Origin of the sequence: Sphingomonas palmae (assembly GCF_900109565.1) — a bacterium.
Lineage (GTDB): Bacteria > Pseudomonadota > Alphaproteobacteria > Sphingomonadales > Sphingomonadaceae > Sphingomonas > Sphingomonas palmae.
In genome coordinates this window covers 197,771-215,072 of record NZ_FNZZ01000001.1, presented here as the reverse complement: position 1 = coordinate 215,072, position 17,302 = coordinate 197,771, and the positions used below count along the sequence as shown (strand labels likewise).

The window sequence follows — 17,302 nt, the reverse complement described above, 5'->3', positions numbered from 1 at the left end:
CGCGGGTGGGGTTACCTTTGCAACGTCACGCGCCTGCCAGCGCGCTCCGGACCGCCGCGATCGCCTCGTTCGCCTTGCCGGCCTCCGGCCCCCCACCCTGCGCCATGTCGGGGCGCCCGCCGCCGCCCTGGCCGCCGAGCGCCTGAACGCCGAGCTTCACCAGATCGACCGCGCTGAACCGAGCGATGAGATCGGGTGTCACCCCGACCGCGATCGTCGCCTTGCCATCGTTCACCGCGACGATCGCGACCACGCCCGAGCCGAGCTGTTGTCGTGCGTCGTCGACCGCGCCGCGGAGCCCCTTGGCCTCGAAGCCCTCGAGCACCTGCGCCATGAACGAAACGTCCCCTACCATCTCGGGACCGGCGGCGTCCTTCGCGCCCCCGCCGAGCGCCAGCGCCTTCTTCGCCTCGGCGAGTTCACGCTCCAGCCGCCGCCGCTCGTCGAGCAGCGCCGCGACGCGCGCGGGTACCTCGTCGGGCGTGGTGCGCAGCGTTGCCGCCGCCTCGCGCAGCTTCTCGTCGCGCGCACTCAGATACTGGCGCGCGGCCTCGCCCGTCAGTGCCTCGACCCGGCGGACGCCCGACGACACCGCACTCTCTCCGATCACCTTGAACACGCCGATGTCGCCGAGCGCCGCGGCGTGCGTGCCACCGCAGAGTTCGATCGAGTAGGTTTGGCCGTCGTCGCCGGTGCCCATCGACACGACGCGGACCTCGTCGCCGTACTTTTCGCCAAACAGCGCCATCGCCCCCATCGAGATCGCCTCGTCGGGGGTCATCAGCCGGGTCTCGACCGTGCCGTTGCGGCGGATCTGCGCGTTCACCGCCGCCTCGACATCGGCGAGCTCGGCGGGTGCCATCGCACTTGAGTGCGACACGTCGAACCGAAGCCGGTCGGGTGCGACGAGGCTGCCCTTCTGCGCGACATGGGTGCCGAGCCGCTCGCGCAACGCCTCATGCAACAGGTGCGTCGCCGAGTGATTGGCGCGGATTGCACCGCGGCGCGCGACGTCGATCGCGAGCCGCACGGTATCGCCGACCTTTAACTCGCCGGCGTCGACCCACGCGTGATGCACGAACAGCTTGCCCAGCTGCTTCGACGTGTCGGTGACCGTCGCGGCCAGCCCGCTCTCGCTCGACAGCGTGCCGGCGTCACCGACCTGCCCGCCGCTCTCGCCGTAGAAGGGCGTCTGGTTGACGATCATGTCGACCTGCTCACCGGGCGCGGCGCGGTCGACGCGCTGCCCGTCCTTCACGAGCGCGAGGACGACACCCTCGCCGCTTTCGCTGGTGTAGCCGGTGAACTCGGTTGCGCCGACCTCCTCGACTAGGTCGAACCAGAGTTCGTCCGATGCCTTCGCTCCCGAACCCTTCCACGCGGCACGCGCGGCGCGCTTCTGCTCCGCCATCGCGCTATCGAAGCCGGCACGATCGACCTGCAGCCCCTGCGCGCGCAGCGCGTCTTCGGTCAGGTCGTATGGGAAGCCGAAGGTGTCGTAGAGCTTGAACGCGGTCTCGCCCGCCAGCGTGTCGCCCTCGCCCATGCCGGCGGTCGCCTCGTCGAGCAACCGGAGCCCCTTGTCGAGTGTCTGGCGGAAGCGCGTCTCCTCCTGTCGCAACGTGGCCTCGATCAGCGGTTGCGCACGGACGAGCTCGGGGTAAGCCGCACCCATCTCGGCGACGAGCGCGGGGACCAAACGATGCATCAGCGGCTCCTTCGAACCCAGCAGGTGCGCGTGGCGCATCGCACGGCGCATGATCCGGCGCAGCACGTAGCCACGGCCTTCGTTGGCGGGCAGCACGCCATCGGCGACGAGGAAGCCCGAGCAGCGCAGGTGATCGGCGATGACGCGGTGGCTCGCCTGATTGTCGCCGGTCGTCGCGGTGTGCGTCAGCGCACCCGAGGCCGCGATCAGCGCCTTGAACGTGTCGGTGTCGTAATTGTCGCTGACCCCCTGCATGACGGCGGCGATCCGCTCCAGCCCCATGCCGGTGTCGATCGACGGGCGCGGCAGGTCGCCGACGATCTGATCGGCCTCCTGCACGAATTGCATGAAGACGAGGTTCCAGATCTCGACAAAGCGGTCGCCGTCCTCGTCGGGGCTGCCCGGCGGGCCACCGGCGATATGCTCGCCGTGATCGTAGAAGATTTCGGAGCATGGCCCGCACGGACCGTCCGAGCCCATCGCCCAGAAATTGTCCTTGGTCGCGATGCGGATGATCCGGTAGTCGGGGAGCCCCGCGATCTTCTTCCACAGCTCGAACGCCTGATCGTCGGTGTGGTAGACGGTTGCGGTCAGCTTGTCCGCGGGCAGGCCCCACTCCTTGGTCAACAGCGTCCAGGCGTGGGTGATCGCCTGTTCCTTGAAATAATCGCCGAACGAGAAATTGCCCAGCATCTCAAAGAACGTGTGGTGCCGCGCGGTGTAGCCGACGTTGTCGAGGTCGTTGTGCTTGCCCCCTGCCCGCACGCATTTCTGCGGGGAGGTGGCGATCGAGTAAGGCCGCGTCTCAAGCCCGGTGAACACGTTCTTGAACGGCACCATGCCCGCGTTGACGAACATCAGCGTCGGGTCGTTCTGCGGGACCAGCGGGGCCGACGGCACGATCTGGTGGCCGTTGGCGCCGAAGTAATCGAGGAAGCTGCGGCGAAGGTCGTTGGTCGAGGTCATGGCCTGCGACTTAATGGGGAGAGAGCGCGCTGCCTAGCGCTTCGTCGCAGCCGCGACGCGATGGCCCGAGAGCCTCATCGAACCGCGTTGCTGACCGCAGTACGCCCCATTGCCGCGGCCAGCGAGGCATGCCGCTTCGCCACCGCCTCGCCGTAGAGCGCGGAAACGGAGCGATCGAGGTCGAGCCGCAGCGTGCCCGCGTCGAGCACGAGGCGGGAGCGACGCAGCGGCTCGGCCACCCCGGCGCTCAGGCGCTGACCCAGGCGGATCGCGTGACCCCAGACCGCGGCGCGGCGAAGTGCGGCCTCGGGTGCGAGCCGCAACAACGCTTCGGGCGGGGTAATAGCGCCGCCGAGCGCGGTCCAGAGTGCCTGCGCCATCATCGCGCGGCCGCGGCCATCGATACCGACCCAATTGCCGTGAAGCGCGATCTCGAGTCCGCGTTCGGCGCGAAACTCAGGGTTGGCGCGCCACCCCACGTCGGCCAGCTGGCACGCGGCGTTGCGCAGCCGCGCCTCCGCGGGCTTGTCGTCACCAAACAGCGGCGCGATCCAGCGGTCGAGCAGGTCGCCGTGCTCTGGAAAGCGGCCGGCAAGCCGCGCTTCGTCGCGTGCCGCCGCGATCAGCGGGTCCTCGGCTCGTTCGGCGGGGCCAAGTTCCTGGAACAGCAATCCTTCGCGCAGGCCGAAGGCCGATACGATCGTGCCGCTCGATTTCAGATGCTTGAGCAGCACCGACAGCAGCGCGGCAGCGTCGCCGAGCGTCGGAATGCGACCGCCCGACAGGCCCGGCACCTCCTTTAGCTGCGGCTTGCCAAGGTGCGACAAGGTGCGGCTGAGGCTGGCGATCGTATCGGCCGACATCGCATATTGATGAATGATCGGCAGCGGATAGCGCGCGCGATGCATGGCAAGCCGTGCGAGCCCACGCCACGAACCCCCGACGAGGTACAAAGGCAGGTTCTTGCCCGCGCCGATCCAGCCCGCGTCACGAAGCATCGTCTCGACCGTCCGCTCCAGCCGCCCGCGCTGCCGCAACGGCGCCAGCCGCAGCACGCCGAGCGGGAAGGATGCGCGCTCTGCCAGCTCGCCCTTGCGAACGCGGACCAGTTCCAGGCTGCCCCCGCCGAGATCGCCGACGATGCCGTTCGCGTGCGGGATGCCCGACATGACGCCGTAACCGGCGGCGGCGGCCTCTTCCTCGCCCGACAGCACCTCGACCGACAGGCCTGCGGCTTCTGCCAGCCCGATCAGGGCGGCTCCGTTCTTCGCGTCACGCACCGCCGCGGTCGCGACGGTACGGACACGCGACACCTCCATTGCCGCTGCGAGCGCGGCAAAGCGGTGGAGCGCCGTTTCCGCTGCGGCCATCGCCTCGGCATCGATCGACCCCGTGGCGGCGAGACTGCGCCCAAGCCCGGCGAGCACCTTTTCGTTGAACAATGTCGTCGGCAGTCGCGCCGGCCCCTGATAGACGACGAGCCGGATCGAGTTCGATCCGATGTCGATGATCGCGGTACGCGGCGGCTCGACACCGCGCTCGATTCTTGCAGCGATCACGAACGACGCCGCAGCTTGAGCGTCGGTACCTCGCCGCCTTCCTCCAGCGCCGCACCGCGGCCGGAGAGCGACGGGTTGGTCATGAAATAGCGGTGAAGGTTGAACGGGCGATCGCCCTGGTCGATGCGCGAGTAACTGCCGTCCGCGTTCAGCTCCCAGCTCTGCTCGTTGTCGATCAAATTGGCGACCATGACCTGATCGAGCACCTGGTCGTGCACCGTCTCATTCTCGATCGGCAGCAGATATTCGACGCGGCGGTCGAAGTTGCGCGGCATCCAGTCGGCCGAGGATATGTACACCCGCGCGCCGTCGTTGGGCAGCGCGTCGCCGTTGCCGAACGCGGCGATACGGCTGTGCTCGAGGAAACGACCGACAATCGAGTAGACACGGATATTGTCCGACATGCCCGCGACGCCTGGGCGCAGGCAGCAGATGCCGCGAATGATCAGGTCGATCTCGACGCCCGCGCCGCTCGCCTCGTACAGTTTCTCAATGATCGCAGGGTCGACCAGGCTGTTCATCTTCGCCCAGATCGCTCCGACGCGCCCCTGCCGTGCATGCTCGATCTCGCGGTCTATGTCGGCGATCAAGCGGTTGCGGAGCGAACGCGGACTGAGCACCACCGCCTCCATCCCCTCGGGCTCGACGTAGCCGGTGATGTAGTTGAACATGCGGGCGGCATCGCGGCCCAGTCGCGGGTCGGCGGTGAAGAAGCTCAGGTCGGTGTAGATGCGTGCGGTGACCGGGTGATAATTACCCGTACCGAAATGGCAGTAGGTGCGGAATTGCGCGCCCTCGCGACGCACCACCATCGCGACCTTGGCGTGGGTCTTCCAATCGATAAAGCCGTAGACGACCTGCACGCCCGCGCGTTCCAGCGCGCTGGCCCATTGCAGGTTCTGCTCCTCGTCGAAGCGCGCCTTCAACTCGACCACCGCCGTCACCGACTTGCCCGCCTCGGCCGCGGCGATCAGCGCGTTGATGACCGCCGACTGCTTGCCCGCGCGGTAAAGCGTTTGCTTGATCGCGACGACATCCGGGTCGTTCGCCGCCTGTTTCAGGAAGGCGAGGACGACGTCGAACGTTTCGTAGGGGTGGTGGACGATGATGTCCTTGGCGCGGATGGCGGCGAAACAGTCGCCCCCGAACTCACGAATGCGTTCGGGAAAGCGCGGGGTGAAGGGCGTGAACTTCAGGTCCGGCCTGTCTTCCTCGGCCAAGAGCGCCAGGTCGCCGATGCCGAGAAACGCGCCGCTCTCGGTCACCAGCGTGTCCGATCCGCCCAATTCCTCGCGCAGCACCGAGGCGAGCGTCTCGCTCATGCCGGTTTCCAGCTCCAGCCGGATCACGCGTCCGCGCCGCCGCCGCTTGATCGCGTTGGCGAAGTAGCGGACGAGATCCTCCGCCTCCTCCTCGATCTCGATGTCGCTGTCACGCAGGACGCGGAACTCGGCCGCGCCGAGCACGTCGTAGCCGGGGAACATCAGGTTGCTGAACCGCTTGAGCAGCGATTCGACGGCGATGTAGCGCGCGCCCTCGCCCGGCAGCCGCACGAAGCGCGGCATGGCGTTGGGCAGCATGACAAGCTCGCGAATCGGCTCCTTGTCTGATCGGCGGACGAGGTCGAACATGACCGCCATGCCCTTGTTCGGCAGGAACGGGAACGGATGCGCGGGGTCGAGCGCCTGCGGGGTGATAACGGGGAAGAGCTGCTCCCGGAAGTGCGTCTCAAGCCAGGCCTGCTCCTCCAGGCCCAGCGCAGTGTCGATCGCGTGGCTGCCGATCACGCGGATACCGGTCTCCGCGAGCGCGTAGCGGATGTCGCGCCAGACCGACTGCTGGCTGACCATCAGCGCGTCGGCTTCAACGGTGATCGCGGCGAGTTGCTGTCCTGGGGTCAGCCCGTCGGCCGAGCGTGCCTCGACCTCCTGCGACTGCTGCCCCTTCAAGCCGGCCACGCGCACCATGAAGAATTCGTCGAGATTGTCGCCGGAAATGGCGAGGAAGCGCAGCCGTTCGAGCAAGGGGTGCGCGGTGTTGCACGCTTCATCGAGCACGCGGCGATTGAAGGCCAGCCACGACAGTTCACGGTTAAAGTAGCGCCCGGGCGTGGCCTTCTCGAAGGGATCGTCGTCGCGCGCGTGCTGGACGTGGGCAGGCCGGGTCATGCGGTATCTGGATCCTCTGCGGCGCCGAACAGCGCGGTCATGAGATCTCGCGCCAGCGGAATGGTGACACGCCGACGCTCCGACCGCGCGGCTTGTTCCAGCCCATCGAGCATCTGCGCGACAGCTTGATGACGCCGCGGCAGTCGCGGTAGCAGCCACTCGATCAGGTCGTCGCGCGCATCCAGGCGCCGGCGCGCGAAGCCGCGTTCGAGCAGCGCGCGGGTCAGCGCCGCGTCGGGTGATTCGATCGCGGCCACCGGGCTTGCCGCCAATCGCGTGCGCAGGTCGGGCAACGTTACGGCCCACGCGGGCAGCGCGGCAGGGGCGACGAGCAGCAGCGGCGTGCGCGTCGCCTGCGCATCGTTCCAGGCGTGGAATAGCACGCGCTCGTCGACCTGCTCGGCATCGTCGATCACGCGACCGCCCGACTGCGCCGCGAATACCTGCGCGAGCAGGCTACGACCAGACCCCGCAGGGCCGGCCAGCAACGCGGTGCTGACCGGCCAGTCCTGCCAATGCTGCAGGACCTGCACCGCGTGACGGTTGGAGTCGGTCACCAGGAACTCGACGTCCTGCACCTCGTCGGGCCAGGCGAGCGGCAGCGGGTATTGCACGGCTGCCAGCCTGCCAGCGCCGCCGTTATCGCTCGCGCGCATTACCCGGCGAGTGCGTTGTCGGGCTGCAGATCGGGCGGAAGGAGCTGCGGCGCGCGGCGGATGCGCAGCGTCGTGCCGCCGCCGAAGACTTGCCAGCCGCGCGCCTCCAGCCCCGCGCGCAGGTTCGCCGGATCGCCCGCGAACGCGACCGTCATCAAGGAAACGCCGCCGAGCGCCAGGCTGCTGGTCGTCGCGCTGCGAACACCGGCGACGCCGCGCAACGAATTTTCCGTGCTGGTCACCGCTGCCGCGTCGGGCGTCTCGACCTGCACGATCACGGTTGTGACCGCCTGCGCGGCCGCCGCAGCGTCCGCGTCGAGCGATGTGTCGGTGATGACGGGCGCGTCCACGTCCGCGACGGGCGCGACGTAATTCAGGCCGGGATCGGCTCGGAGATAACCGCCGCGCGCGGCCGACTGATAGATGTCGTCCATCCGCTTGACCCCGGCATCGAGTAACGCCGGCAGCGCCGACGCATTCTCCGCCCGCAGCGCGAAGCGTGAGAGCAAGCGGTTGTCGGGGCCATGTCGCGCCTCGAACTCGCCGATCACCGGACCGCCCGGCCACTGCCGCCGGAGCCGCACGACCGGGATCAGCACGTCGCTGCCGCCGTAGAGGTCGAGCACCTTTCGCCACCAGCCGCGCGCCGGGCGCTCGGTCTGCCCGACGTTGAGCAGCAGCGGATCGGCGCCGTTCCCGGGCGGGCGGATATAGTCGATTTCGCTCGTGCCGGTGCGGAACCGCGCCCACGCCTCCTGCCAGGCGGTGCGCTGCTCGAACACGCCGCCGACCCCGGCTGACCAGACGACCGGAACGACGACCAGCGGCTGCGAGCGCGCCATGAAGCTGCTGATGCCGAGTAGACCCGCGGTGCGCGTGCGGTCGAACAGGACACCCAGTTGCGCGATATAGCGATTGGGGCCGATCTGCTCGTTACCGACCACGATCGCGGTGACGAGCGAGTCGAGCGTGCCGTCGGGCACCAGCCCCCCGCCGCCGCCCAGCCGGCGCGACAATTGCACCCACGCCTTGCGTTGCGCCTCACGCCAGCCCGCCAGCCGCGCCGCCTGCGAATTCGGTCCGGACACGTCGACGCTGACGCTGCCGACCTCGTAGTCGTTCGAGCTGTCGACCGCCGCGACGCCGCGGTCCCCACCGTCGATCTGCGCCACAACCGCGCCCGCACCCAGCAGAGCGATGCCGGCGGTCGCGGCGATGGCGATGAACGGGCGACTGCGCATCGGCGCCTTTTGGCGAAGCGGGCGTGGAAATCCAAGCGCGTTGTGGCTAGGCGACTGGCGCATGACCGACGAACCCACTGCCGACAGCACCGCCGCACCCGCCGGCGGCTACACCTACGCCGACGCTGGCGTCTCGATCTCGGCCGGAAACGCGCTCGTCCGCGCGATCGCGCCGCTTGCCCGGTCGACGCGACGCAAGGGCGCGGACGCCGACCTGGGCGGCTTTGGCGGACTGTTCGACCTGAAGGCGGCGGGGTTCACCGATCCGCTGCTGGTCGCCGCAAACGACGGGGTGGGTACCAAGCTCAAGCTCGCGATCGAGCACGACCGGCACGAAGGCGTCGGCGTCGATCTGGTCGCGATGTGCGTCAACGACCTGATCGTGCAGGGGGCGGAGCCGCTGTTCTTCCTCGATTACTACGCCAGCGGCCGGTTGGACCAAGCGGTGGCCGAACGCGTCATCGCCTCGATCGCCGAAGGGTGTCGTCAGGCGGGCTGCGCGCTGATCGGCGGGGAGACCGCGGAAATGCCGGGCATGTACGCCGACGGCGACTATGACCTCGCCGGTTTCTGCGTCGGTGCGGTCGAGCGGGACCGACTGCTCGACGGGCGAAGCATCGTGGCGGGTGACGTGATCCTAGGCCTCGCTTCCTCAGGTGTGCATTCGAATGGTTTCTCGCTCGTGCGCCGGCTCGCCACCGACCGCGGCTGGAAGCTCGATCGTCCCGCGATGTTCGATCAGGATCGCCTGCTGATCGACGCGCTGATGGCGCCGACGCGCATCTATGTCGCGAGCCTGCTGCCGCTGCTGCGTGAAGGCCGCATCAAGGGGCTGGCACACATCACCGGCGGCGGGCTGCTGGAGAACATTCCGCGCGTGCTGCCGGAAGGCACGCACGCGGTGGTCGACGCCGATGCATGGCCGCAGCCGCGGCTGATGGCGTTCCTGCAGGCGCAGGGCGCGATCGAGCCGGAGGAGATGGCGCGCACGTTCAACTGCGGGATCGGCATGGCGGTCGTCGTGCACGCGGACCAAGCGGAGGCCGTGACGCAAGCGCTGGAAGCCGCGGGCGAGACGGTGTTCCGCATCGGCCGCATCGAGACGGGCGAGCGCGGCTGCACCGTGACCGGCAGCACCGAGACGTGGAGCGCGCGCGACGACTGGCGCGCGACGCATCACGCATGAGCGCACCCGCCAAGGTCGCCGTGCTGATCTCCGGTCGCGGATCGAACATGCAGGCGCTCGTCGAGCACGCGGACGATGCGTACGAGATCGTCGTGGTCGCGTCCGACCGCCCGAGCGCGCCCGGGCTAGCGTGGGCGATCCAGCACGGGCTGCCCACCTTCGCGCTGTCGCCGAAAGGCATCGGCAAGCCGGTGTTTGAGGCCGCGCTCGACGGCGCGCTTCGCGAGGCGGGGGCGGAATGGATCGCGCTGGCGGGCTATATGCGGCTGTTGTCGGACGAGTTCGTCGCCAAGTGGCACGGGCGGATCGTCAACATCCACCCCTCGCTGCTGCCGAAGTACAAGGGGCTGGACACGCACGCGCGCGCGATCGCGGCCGGCGATACGGTCGGGGGTTGCTCGGTTCACGTCGTGACCGAGGAACTCGACGCGGGTGAGGTGCTGGGTCAGCGTGAGGTCGCCATCGAGTCCGACGATACGGCCGAAACGCTTGCCGCGCGCGTGCTGGAGGCCGAACATCAGCTCTACCCTGCCGTGTTGAAGGAGTTTGTGCGCCGATGAGCGAGACGCCCAATACTGATCCGCTCGCGCGCGTGCGCGAGATTGCGCTGCTGCTGCCGGGGGCGGAGGAGCGCGAGAGCCACGGTCAGGCGACGTTCTTCGTCGGCGGCAAGCAGTTCGCCCAGCTTCGCGACGATCATCACGACGATGGATTAAGGGTCGTCTGCGTGCGGACGAGCGGTACGGACGAGCAGGCGATGCTGATCGAGGCGGCGCCCGACACCTATCGCAAGCCCGCCTATCTCGGCGCGTCGGGCTGGGTCAGCATCGACCTGTCGGGCAACGCCGACTGGACGCTCATCGAGGACCGCGTTGCGCGCAGCTGGGAGTTGAGCGCCCCGGCCGGTCTGCTGGAGGCCGGCGGGCGCTGAACAATCAAAGGTCGCGCGCGAACACCAGATCGTCGTGCCACGTCGCGCCGACGAGGAAGCGACGTTCGCCAATCACCGACAGACCCTGCTTGGTATAAAAGCGGTGCGCGCGGACGTTGCCGCCGTAGACGCCGAGCAGCAGTCGGTGGTGACCTGCGGCCCGTGCGTCGCTTACTGCCTGCGCCATCAACGCGGGGCCGAGCCCCTGCCCGTGCGTCGGCGCGAGCGCGTAGATGCGTTTGAGCTCCACGTCGCCCGCCCGCGGCTCGACCGGCAGATCGGGCGCGGTCAGCAGCGTGTAGCCGAGCGGCGCGGCGCCCTGTTTGGCCTCGGCGAGCGTGGCGACCGCGCCCTCGCCGATGTAGCGCGCGAACGCGTCGGCGCTGCTGTTACGCGCCACGTGTGCGACGATGTCGGCGCCGTCGAGCACGCCCGCGAATGCTTCGAGAAAGGTCGCGCCCGCGACGAGCGAGAGGAGCGCGGCGTCGTCCGCGCTCGCGCGTCGCAGGCGCCAGTTCATGTCAGCCGTCCGGCAATCAGCCGACGATTTCTTCCGGCTTGAAGAAATAGGCGATCTCAATCTCGGCATTCTCGTCCGAATCCGAACCATGCACGGTGTTCGCCTCGATCGACTCGGCCAGTTCCTTGCGGATCGTGCCAGGCTCGGCGTTCGCCGGGTTGGTCGCGCCCATGATGTCGCGATTGCGCTGCATCGCGTTCTCGCCCTCGAGCACCTGCACGACGACGGGACCTGAGATCATGAACTCGACCAGATCGTTGAAGAAGGGACGCTCCTTGTGCACCGCGTAAAAGCCTTCGGCCTGATCGCGGGTCATGTGGATGCGCTTCGACGCGACGACGCGGAGGCCAGCGTCCTCCAGCATCTTGGTGACCGCGCCGGTCAGGTTGCGACGCGTCGCGTCGGGCTTGATGATCGAGAAGGTACGGTTCGCGGCCATGACGGTCACGGGCTCCTGCAAAACAGAGGTGATGGGAAGTGCGCGTCCCCTAGTCGCGGCGTCCAGCGTGCGCAAGCAGCCACGTCGGGCTGGTGCGATCACGCGAGTGCGTCGGGCGTGCTAGGCCGCCTGTTCCCAGCGGCCGGTGTCGCTCTGCTTCCAGTAGCGTCGCTCGATGTCGTCGCGCGCCGCGAGCCCCTTCCACGCCGTCCGCGCGTCGGCGATGCGATCCTCGTCGAAGAAGTGGAACGCCCGGTCGAAGCCAAGAGCACCGTTGCGCCACTCCCCATCGGCAATCGCGACGTTGCGCGCTTCGTTGGTGGCGACCATGTCCGGCGCGATCAGCACTGGCTGCTGCCTGTCGTGATCGCCGCCCGCGAGACCATGCGGCAGGAAGCTGTCGGGCGCGTAGGACCACAAGGTCTTGTCGAGCGCGGCGCGGCGTGCCGGATCGCCCTCTACCACCAGCAACCGCCCGCCTTCGGCGAGGATGCGCTCCGCGATGCGGGGCAGCACGCGCTCGAGCGGACTGGTTGTCAGGTGATAGAAGTCGACCTTCACGTCGCGCGCCGCTTCCCGCCTCAGCCCTCGAGATTGTCGGCGACGAAGCGGTCGAGCACGCGCACGCCGTAGCCGGTCGCGCCCTTAGCCCAGGTCGCGCCGTCCTTTTCAGACCAGACCATGCCGGCAATGTCTAGGTGCGCCCATTTCACGCCCTCGTCGACGAAGCGCTTGATGAACTGCGCCGCGGTGATCGAACCGCCGCCGCGCGGGCCGACGTTCTTCATGTCGGCGATGGCAGAGTCGATCAGCTTGTCGTAGCCGTCCGCCAGCGGGAAACGCCACAACAGGTCGCCGCTCGCGCGGCCTGCCGACAGGATCTGCTCGGCGAGCGCGTCGTCGTTCGAGAACAGCCCGCCCATCTCGTTGCCGAGGCTGACGATCATCGCGCCGGTCAGCGTGGCGAGATCGATGATCGTCGCCGGCTTGTGCACGCTCTGCACCCAGGTGATGGCGTCGCACAGCACCAGACGACCTTCCGCGTCGGTGTTGATGACCTCCACCGTCTGCCCCGACATGGTGGTGACCACGTCACCGGGGCGTTGCGCATTGCCGTCGGGCATGTTTTCGACGAGGCCCATCACGCCGATGATGTTTGCGTTGGCCTTGCGCGCGGCGAGGCTCAGCATCGCGCCCGCCACCGCGCCGGCGCCGCCCATATCCCACTTCATGTCTTCCATGCCGGCGGCGGGTTTGATCGAGATGCCGCCGGTGTCGAACGTCACCCCCTTGCCGACCAGCGCGGTCAGCGGCGCGTCGGCTGAGCCGCCGTTCCACTTCAGCGCCAGGATGCGCGCCTCGCGCCGCGACCCCTGACTGACGCCGAGCAACGCGCCCATGCCGAGCTCCCGCATCTGCGGCTCGTCTAGCACGGTGACCTCGAGACCGAGCCCGTCGACCGTCGCCGTTACGCGCTCAACAAAGCTCTCGGGATACAGGATGTTCGGCGGCAGCGTGGCAAGCGTGCGGGCAAGCCCCAGACCACGCGTGACCGCATCGCGCTTCGCCCATGCCGCCTCGACATCGCTCGCGTCGCTGACGATGATCAGCTCTTCGAGTGTCGGCTTCTGCTTTGCCGGCAGCTTGGTGCGATATTCGTCGAAGCGCCAGCTGCGCTGTGCGGCGCCCGCGGCGAAACGCGCCGCGCAGGCGGCATCGGCACCCGACAGGTCGGCGACAACGGTCGCGACCCCGGCGGTCAGCAGCTTGGCCGTGAGCGCACCGCCAGCGCGCTCGAACGCCGCGTCGTCACCCGATCCCACACCCAGCAGCACGACACGCTGCGCGCCTGCGGGTCCGGGCAGGAACACGTCGGCACTCATCCCAGCCTCGCCTTCGAACCGCTGCCCTGACATGGCGCCCGCCACGAGCGACTTATGGTCGGCGCCGAGGCCCGCAGGCTCTGCTCCCTTGCGCACCAGCAGTGCCAGGACGGAAGCGTTGGCCGAACGGGTGGGAGCGAACGTGATCTTGATGGACAAAGCGTTTTCCTCTTTCTCTGGCGCGTCTGATAGGCCGGCGGATACGCGCTGGCAAAGCGTTGCAGCAACGCGCGGGCGATGCGATAGGACGCAGAAGCAGCGCCGTGCTCTTCCGGCCGCTCGCAAGCGACAAGTTGACGGGAGCAAGGTGACGCGTTCTGATTTCCTCGCCGGGTGCGTGCTGCCGATGGCTGCGCTGTGCGCCGTGCCGCTATGCGCCGGGTCCGCGGCCGCGCAGTCGCTGGCGGATCGCCCCGCGACGCCCGACCCTGCGCTGAGCATCCCCGCCGACACGCCGCAGGTAGCCCCGGCGGCGGCGGGAGACGACCAGGTCCAGTTCAGCTCGTCCTCGCTCGAATACGATTACGAGGCCGACATCGTCACAGCGCTAGGCGACGTGCGCATGACCCGCAGCGGCGAGAAACTGCGCGCGGAGAAGGTGGTGTGGAATCGTAAGACGGGACGCGTCGTTGCGACCGGCAACGTGGCGGTCACCAACCCGCAGGGTGACGTTGCGTACGGCGATTCGATCGACCTGACCGACTCGCTCAAGGACGGGGTGATCGACAATCTGCTGGTCGTGCTGGAGCGTGGCGGGCGGCTCGCCGCGGTCGACGGGCGGCGCGACGAGAACGGCACCTACTTCCTCAACCGCGCGGCCTATTCGCCGTGCCCGGTCACCGACGCGAACGGTTGCCCCAAGGAGCCGACGTGGAAGATCACCGCGGTTCGCGTCACCTATCGTCCCGATAACGACCGCGTTTATTTCGAGGGCGCGCGCTTCAACCTGTTCGGGCTCGCCAGCCCCAGACTGCCGCGTTTCTCGACCAGCACCGCCGAATCGAACAGCACGGGGTTGCTGACGCCCGGCATCGGCATCGACCGGCTGAACGGCGGCGAACTGACGCTGCCGTTCAACATCGCGATCGGGCAGAACCGCTCGCTGGTGGTCACGCCGCATATCTTCACGCAGGTCTTGCCCCTGCTGGAGACGCACTACAGCGAAGTGAACACGCTGGGCGCGTTCTCGATCGCCGCCTACGCCACATCGAGCCGGCGCAGCGAGGATCTGTCGACCGGTTTCACCACCGCGACCGAGCGCGCGTTCCGCGGCTACCTCGACGGCACGATGCGTTTCCAGTTCACGCCCGAGTGGAGCCTGTCGGGGTCGCTGCGGCTGTCGACCGACCGCACCTTCACGCGCCGCTACGACATTTCGGACGACGATCGGTTGCGCTCGACCTTCGCGCTCGAACATATCGACGCGAACAGCTATTTCGCGGTCACCGGTTGGGCGACGCAGACGTTGCGCGTCGGCGACCGCCAATCGCTGCAACCCGTCGCGTTGCCCGAGATCGACTATCGCCGGCGCGTACAGGATGTCGCGGGCGGCGTGCTCTCGCTCCAGGCGAATACGCTCGCGATCGGACGCAAGGCCGGGCAGGACACGCAGCGCGCCTTTGCCAGCGCCGAGTGGGACCTGCGCCGCCTGACAAAATGGGGACAGGAAGTGACGCTGACCGCGTTCGCGCGCGGTGACGCCTATAACACCAGCGATGCCGCCGCGACGCTGGTCCCGAGCTACCGCGGGCTCGACGGATTTCAGACGCGCGCGATCGGTGCGGCGGCGATAGACGTCAAGTGGCCGTTCATCGGCGAGCTGTTCGGCGGCACGCAGCGCTGGACGCCGCGGGTGCAGGTCGTCGCCTCGCCCCATGTCGCCAATCTGCGCGTACCGAACGAGGATTCGCGCGCGGTCGACCTGGAGGACTCGAACCTCTTCGCGCTCAACCGCTTTCCCGGCTACGATCGCTGGGAAGATTCGTCGCGCATCACCTACGGCGGCGAATGGGCATTTGACCGCACCGGGCTGTCGATCGACACGACGATTGGCCAGAGCTACCGGCTCGACTCCCGCCCCACCATCCTGCCGAGCGGCACCGGATTGTCGGACAGCTTCTCCGACATCGTCGGGCGAACCAACGTCCGGCTGCGCGATTTTATCACCTTCACGCACCGCTACCGGCTCGACAAGGACAGCTTCGCGGTGCGCCGCAACGAAGTCGACGCAACGGTCGGATCATACACCACCTACGCGACGGTCGGTTACCTCAGGCTCAATCGCAACATCGACCCGGTCGTCGGCTTGCAGGACCGCGAAGAAGTCCGCTTTGCCGGTCGCGCCGCGTTCGCGCGCTTCTGGTCGGTGTTCGGCTCAGCGGTGATCGACCTGACCGATCGGGCCGAGGACGTGCTGTCATCCAGCAGCGGGTTCGATCCGATCCGCCATCGTCTCGGCGTCGCGTTTGAGGACGATTGCCTCGAGCTCGGGCTGACCTGGCGGCGCGATTACCGCACCACCGGCGACATCCGCGCAGGCAACAGCTACCTGTTGACGCTGGCGTTCAAGGGGCTCGGGCGCTAAGCCGGGGTTCAGCAAGGCCGGGGCATGGCTGCGGTAAGGCCGCACGCGGCTGTCATGGGAATTTGAGACGCTTGATGACGAAGACGAGGGGCGCAGTGCTGACGCGCCGGGCGATGGCATCGTTGCTGGGACTGGCGATTGCGGGCGGCGCGGTCGCGCAGACGGTCGATGATCAAACGCTGCCCGATAACACCGGGCTCAACATCCCGGCCAATCTGCAGATCTTCGGCAAGCTCGATCCGAACATCCGCAAGGCGACTGCCATCGTCAACGAGACGGTCATCACCGGTACCGACGTGGACCAGCGCGTCGCGCTGATCGCCGCGGCGAACAATGCCAAGCTGACCGACGAGGATCGCGAGCGCCTGCGCTTGCAGGTGCTGCGTCAGCTGATCGACGAGACGCTGCAGATCCAGCAGGCGAAGACCGCCGACATCGTGGTGTCGAAGGAAGAGATCGATCAGGCGATCGGTCGCGTCGCCAAGCAGTTCAACAAGTCGCCGGCCGATTTCGCCGCCTGGCTGCGCGAACAGGGCTCCTCCGACCGCTCGATGCGGCGCCAGATCGAGGGCGAGCTCGCCTGGAACCGCTATTTGCGCAAGCGCGTGGAACCGTTCGTCAACGTCGGCGACGAGGAAGTGAAGGCGATCATCGATCGTCTGCAGGCCGCGAAGGGTACCGAAGAATACCACCTCGCCGAAATTTATCTGCCGGCCAACAGCGATCAGCAGGCGCAGGTCGAGGGACAGGCGCGGCAGATCATCGGTGAAATCCAGAAGGCGCAGGCGCCGTTCAGCTATTTCGCGCGCAACTACTCGGCCGCGACCACGCGGTCAGTCGGCGGCGATCTCGGCTGGGTGCGCGCCGCGCAGCTGCCCGAGGCGCTGTCGGCCGCGAGCCAGCAGATGCAGGTCGGTCAGGTCGCAGGCCCGATCCCGATCCCCGGCGGCTTCTCGATCATCTACCTGGTCGACAAGCGGCAGGTGCTGACCGCCGATCCACGCGACGCGCGGCTCAGCCTGAAGCAGATGACGATCAAGTTTCCTGCGAACACGACGCAGGCGCAAGCGACCGCGCGGACCGCGCAGTTCGCGACTGAGATTCGCAAGCTGCAAGGCTGCGGCTCGGTCGAGAAGGTCGGCCAGACGCTGAACGCCGAGGTCGTGCAGAACGACACCGTGCGCATCCGTGACCTGCCCGGGCCGTTGCAGGACATCATGCTCAAGCTGCAGGTCGGACAGGCGTCGCCGCCGTTCGGCTCGCCCAGCGAGGGCGTGCGCACGCTGGTGCTGTGCGGGCGCGACGATCCGGTTTCGGGCCAGCTGCCGGGTGCCGAGCAGATCCAGAACCAGCTCGAGCAGCAGCGGGTCAACCTGCGCGCGCAGCAGGCACTCCGCGACCTGCGCCGCGACGCGGTGATCGATTATCGCTGACGCGGCCGTGACGCCGCTCGTCGTCGCA

Annotated in this window: 14 protein-coding genes; 5 read left to right on the top strand and 9 right to left on the bottom strand. The window is 68.1% G+C overall.

All coding sequences use genetic code 11. The features are described 5' to 3' along the window. Positions 1-25 precede the first annotated feature (25 nt). The 5 genes from alaS to BMW51_RS00985 all read right to left on the bottom strand — a co-directional run bounded on the left by alaS (position 26) and on the right by BMW51_RS00985 (position 8,298). Positions 26-2,674, bottom strand: coding sequence for an alanine--tRNA ligase (gene alaS, locus BMW51_RS01005; RefSeq protein WP_093002484.1), 2,649 nt, complete (start codon positions 2,672-2,674; stop codon positions 26-28). A gap of 74 nt (positions 2,675-2,748) precedes the next feature. Further along, positions 2,749-4,230, bottom strand: coding sequence for a Ppx/GppA family phosphatase (locus BMW51_RS01000; protein WP_093003757.1), 1,482 nt, complete (start codon positions 4,228-4,230; stop codon positions 2,749-2,751). Further along, positions 4,230-6,401 carry an RNA degradosome polyphosphate kinase gene (locus BMW51_RS00995; protein ID WP_093002482.1) on the bottom strand — a complete coding sequence of 724 codons (2,172 nt, stop codon included), beginning with the start codon at positions 6,399-6,401 and terminating at the stop codon, positions 4,230-4,232. The genes BMW51_RS01000 and BMW51_RS00995 overlap by 1 nt, the downstream gene beginning before the upstream one ends. Beyond that, positions 6,398-7,015 carry an HdaA/DnaA family protein gene (locus BMW51_RS00990; protein ID WP_245708222.1) on the bottom strand — a complete coding sequence of 206 codons (618 nt, stop codon included), beginning with the start codon at positions 7,013-7,015 and terminating at the stop codon, positions 6,398-6,400. The genes BMW51_RS00995 and BMW51_RS00990 overlap by 4 nt, the downstream gene beginning before the upstream one ends. Before the next feature lie 41 nt (positions 7,016-7,056). Further along, positions 7,057-8,298: a hypothetical protein gene (locus BMW51_RS00985; protein ID WP_093002478.1), complete on the bottom strand. Its 1,242-nt coding sequence runs from the start codon at positions 8,296-8,298 to the stop codon at positions 7,057-7,059. A gap of 61 nt (positions 8,299-8,359) precedes the next feature. Between BMW51_RS00985 and purM the strand changes: the two genes are divergently transcribed. From purM to BMW51_RS00970, 3 genes are read left to right on the top strand one after another with little or no spacing between them, the layout of a single operon-like run. Continuing rightward, positions 8,360-9,484, top strand: a complete 1,125-nt coding sequence (gene purM, locus BMW51_RS00980) for a phosphoribosylformylglycinamidine cyclo-ligase (RefSeq protein WP_093003754.1) — start codon at positions 8,360-8,362, stop codon at positions 9,482-9,484. Continuing rightward, on the top strand, positions 9,481-10,044 hold the full coding sequence (gene purN / locus BMW51_RS00975; RefSeq protein WP_093003756.1) for a phosphoribosylglycinamide formyltransferase: 564 nt from the start codon (positions 9,481-9,483) through the stop codon (positions 10,042-10,044). The genes purM and purN overlap by 4 nt, the downstream gene beginning before the upstream one ends. Beyond that, positions 10,041-10,415: an MmcQ/YjbR family DNA-binding protein gene (locus BMW51_RS00970; RefSeq protein WP_093002475.1), complete on the top strand. Its 375-nt coding sequence runs from the start codon at positions 10,041-10,043 to the stop codon at positions 10,413-10,415. The genes purN and BMW51_RS00970 overlap by 4 nt, the downstream gene beginning before the upstream one ends. Before the next feature lie 4 nt (positions 10,416-10,419). On the opposite strand, the gene BMW51_RS00965 is transcribed toward BMW51_RS00970, so the two are convergent. The 4 genes from BMW51_RS00965 to BMW51_RS00950 all read right to left on the bottom strand — a co-directional run bounded on the left by BMW51_RS00965 (position 10,420) and on the right by BMW51_RS00950 (position 13,410). Further along, positions 10,420-10,935: a GNAT family N-acetyltransferase gene (locus BMW51_RS00965; protein WP_093002473.1), complete on the bottom strand. Its 516-nt coding sequence runs from the start codon at positions 10,933-10,935 to the stop codon at positions 10,420-10,422. Positions 10,936-10,951: 16 nt separating this feature from the next. Continuing rightward, the gene (gene ndk, locus BMW51_RS00960) at positions 10,952-11,374 is read right to left on the bottom strand and encodes a nucleoside-diphosphate kinase (RefSeq protein WP_093002471.1); all 423 of its coding nucleotides are present in this window, start codon (positions 11,372-11,374) and stop codon (positions 10,952-10,954) included. Between the two features lie 120 nt (positions 11,375-11,494). Next, positions 11,495-11,935: a DNA polymerase III subunit chi gene (locus BMW51_RS00955; protein ID WP_093002469.1), complete on the bottom strand. Its 441-nt coding sequence runs from the start codon at positions 11,933-11,935 to the stop codon at positions 11,495-11,497. 20 nt (positions 11,936-11,955) lie between these two features. Beyond that, the gene (locus BMW51_RS00950) at positions 11,956-13,410 is read right to left on the bottom strand and encodes a leucyl aminopeptidase (protein ID WP_425440962.1); all 1,455 of its coding nucleotides are present in this window, start codon (positions 13,408-13,410) and stop codon (positions 11,956-11,958) included. 193 nt (positions 13,411-13,603) lie between these two features. On the opposite strand from BMW51_RS00950, the gene BMW51_RS00945 reads away from it, so the two are divergent. Further along, complete coding sequence (locus BMW51_RS00945) at positions 13,604-15,841, top strand: LPS-assembly protein LptD (protein WP_177171518.1); 2,238 nt, start codon at positions 13,604-13,606, stop codon at positions 15,839-15,841. A 74-nt stretch (positions 15,842-15,915) separates the two neighbouring features. Continuing rightward, on the top strand, positions 15,916-17,274 hold the full coding sequence (locus BMW51_RS00940) for a peptidylprolyl isomerase (RefSeq protein ID WP_093002463.1): 1,359 nt from the start codon (positions 15,916-15,918) through the stop codon (positions 17,272-17,274). Positions 17,275-17,302: the final 28 nt, after the last annotated feature.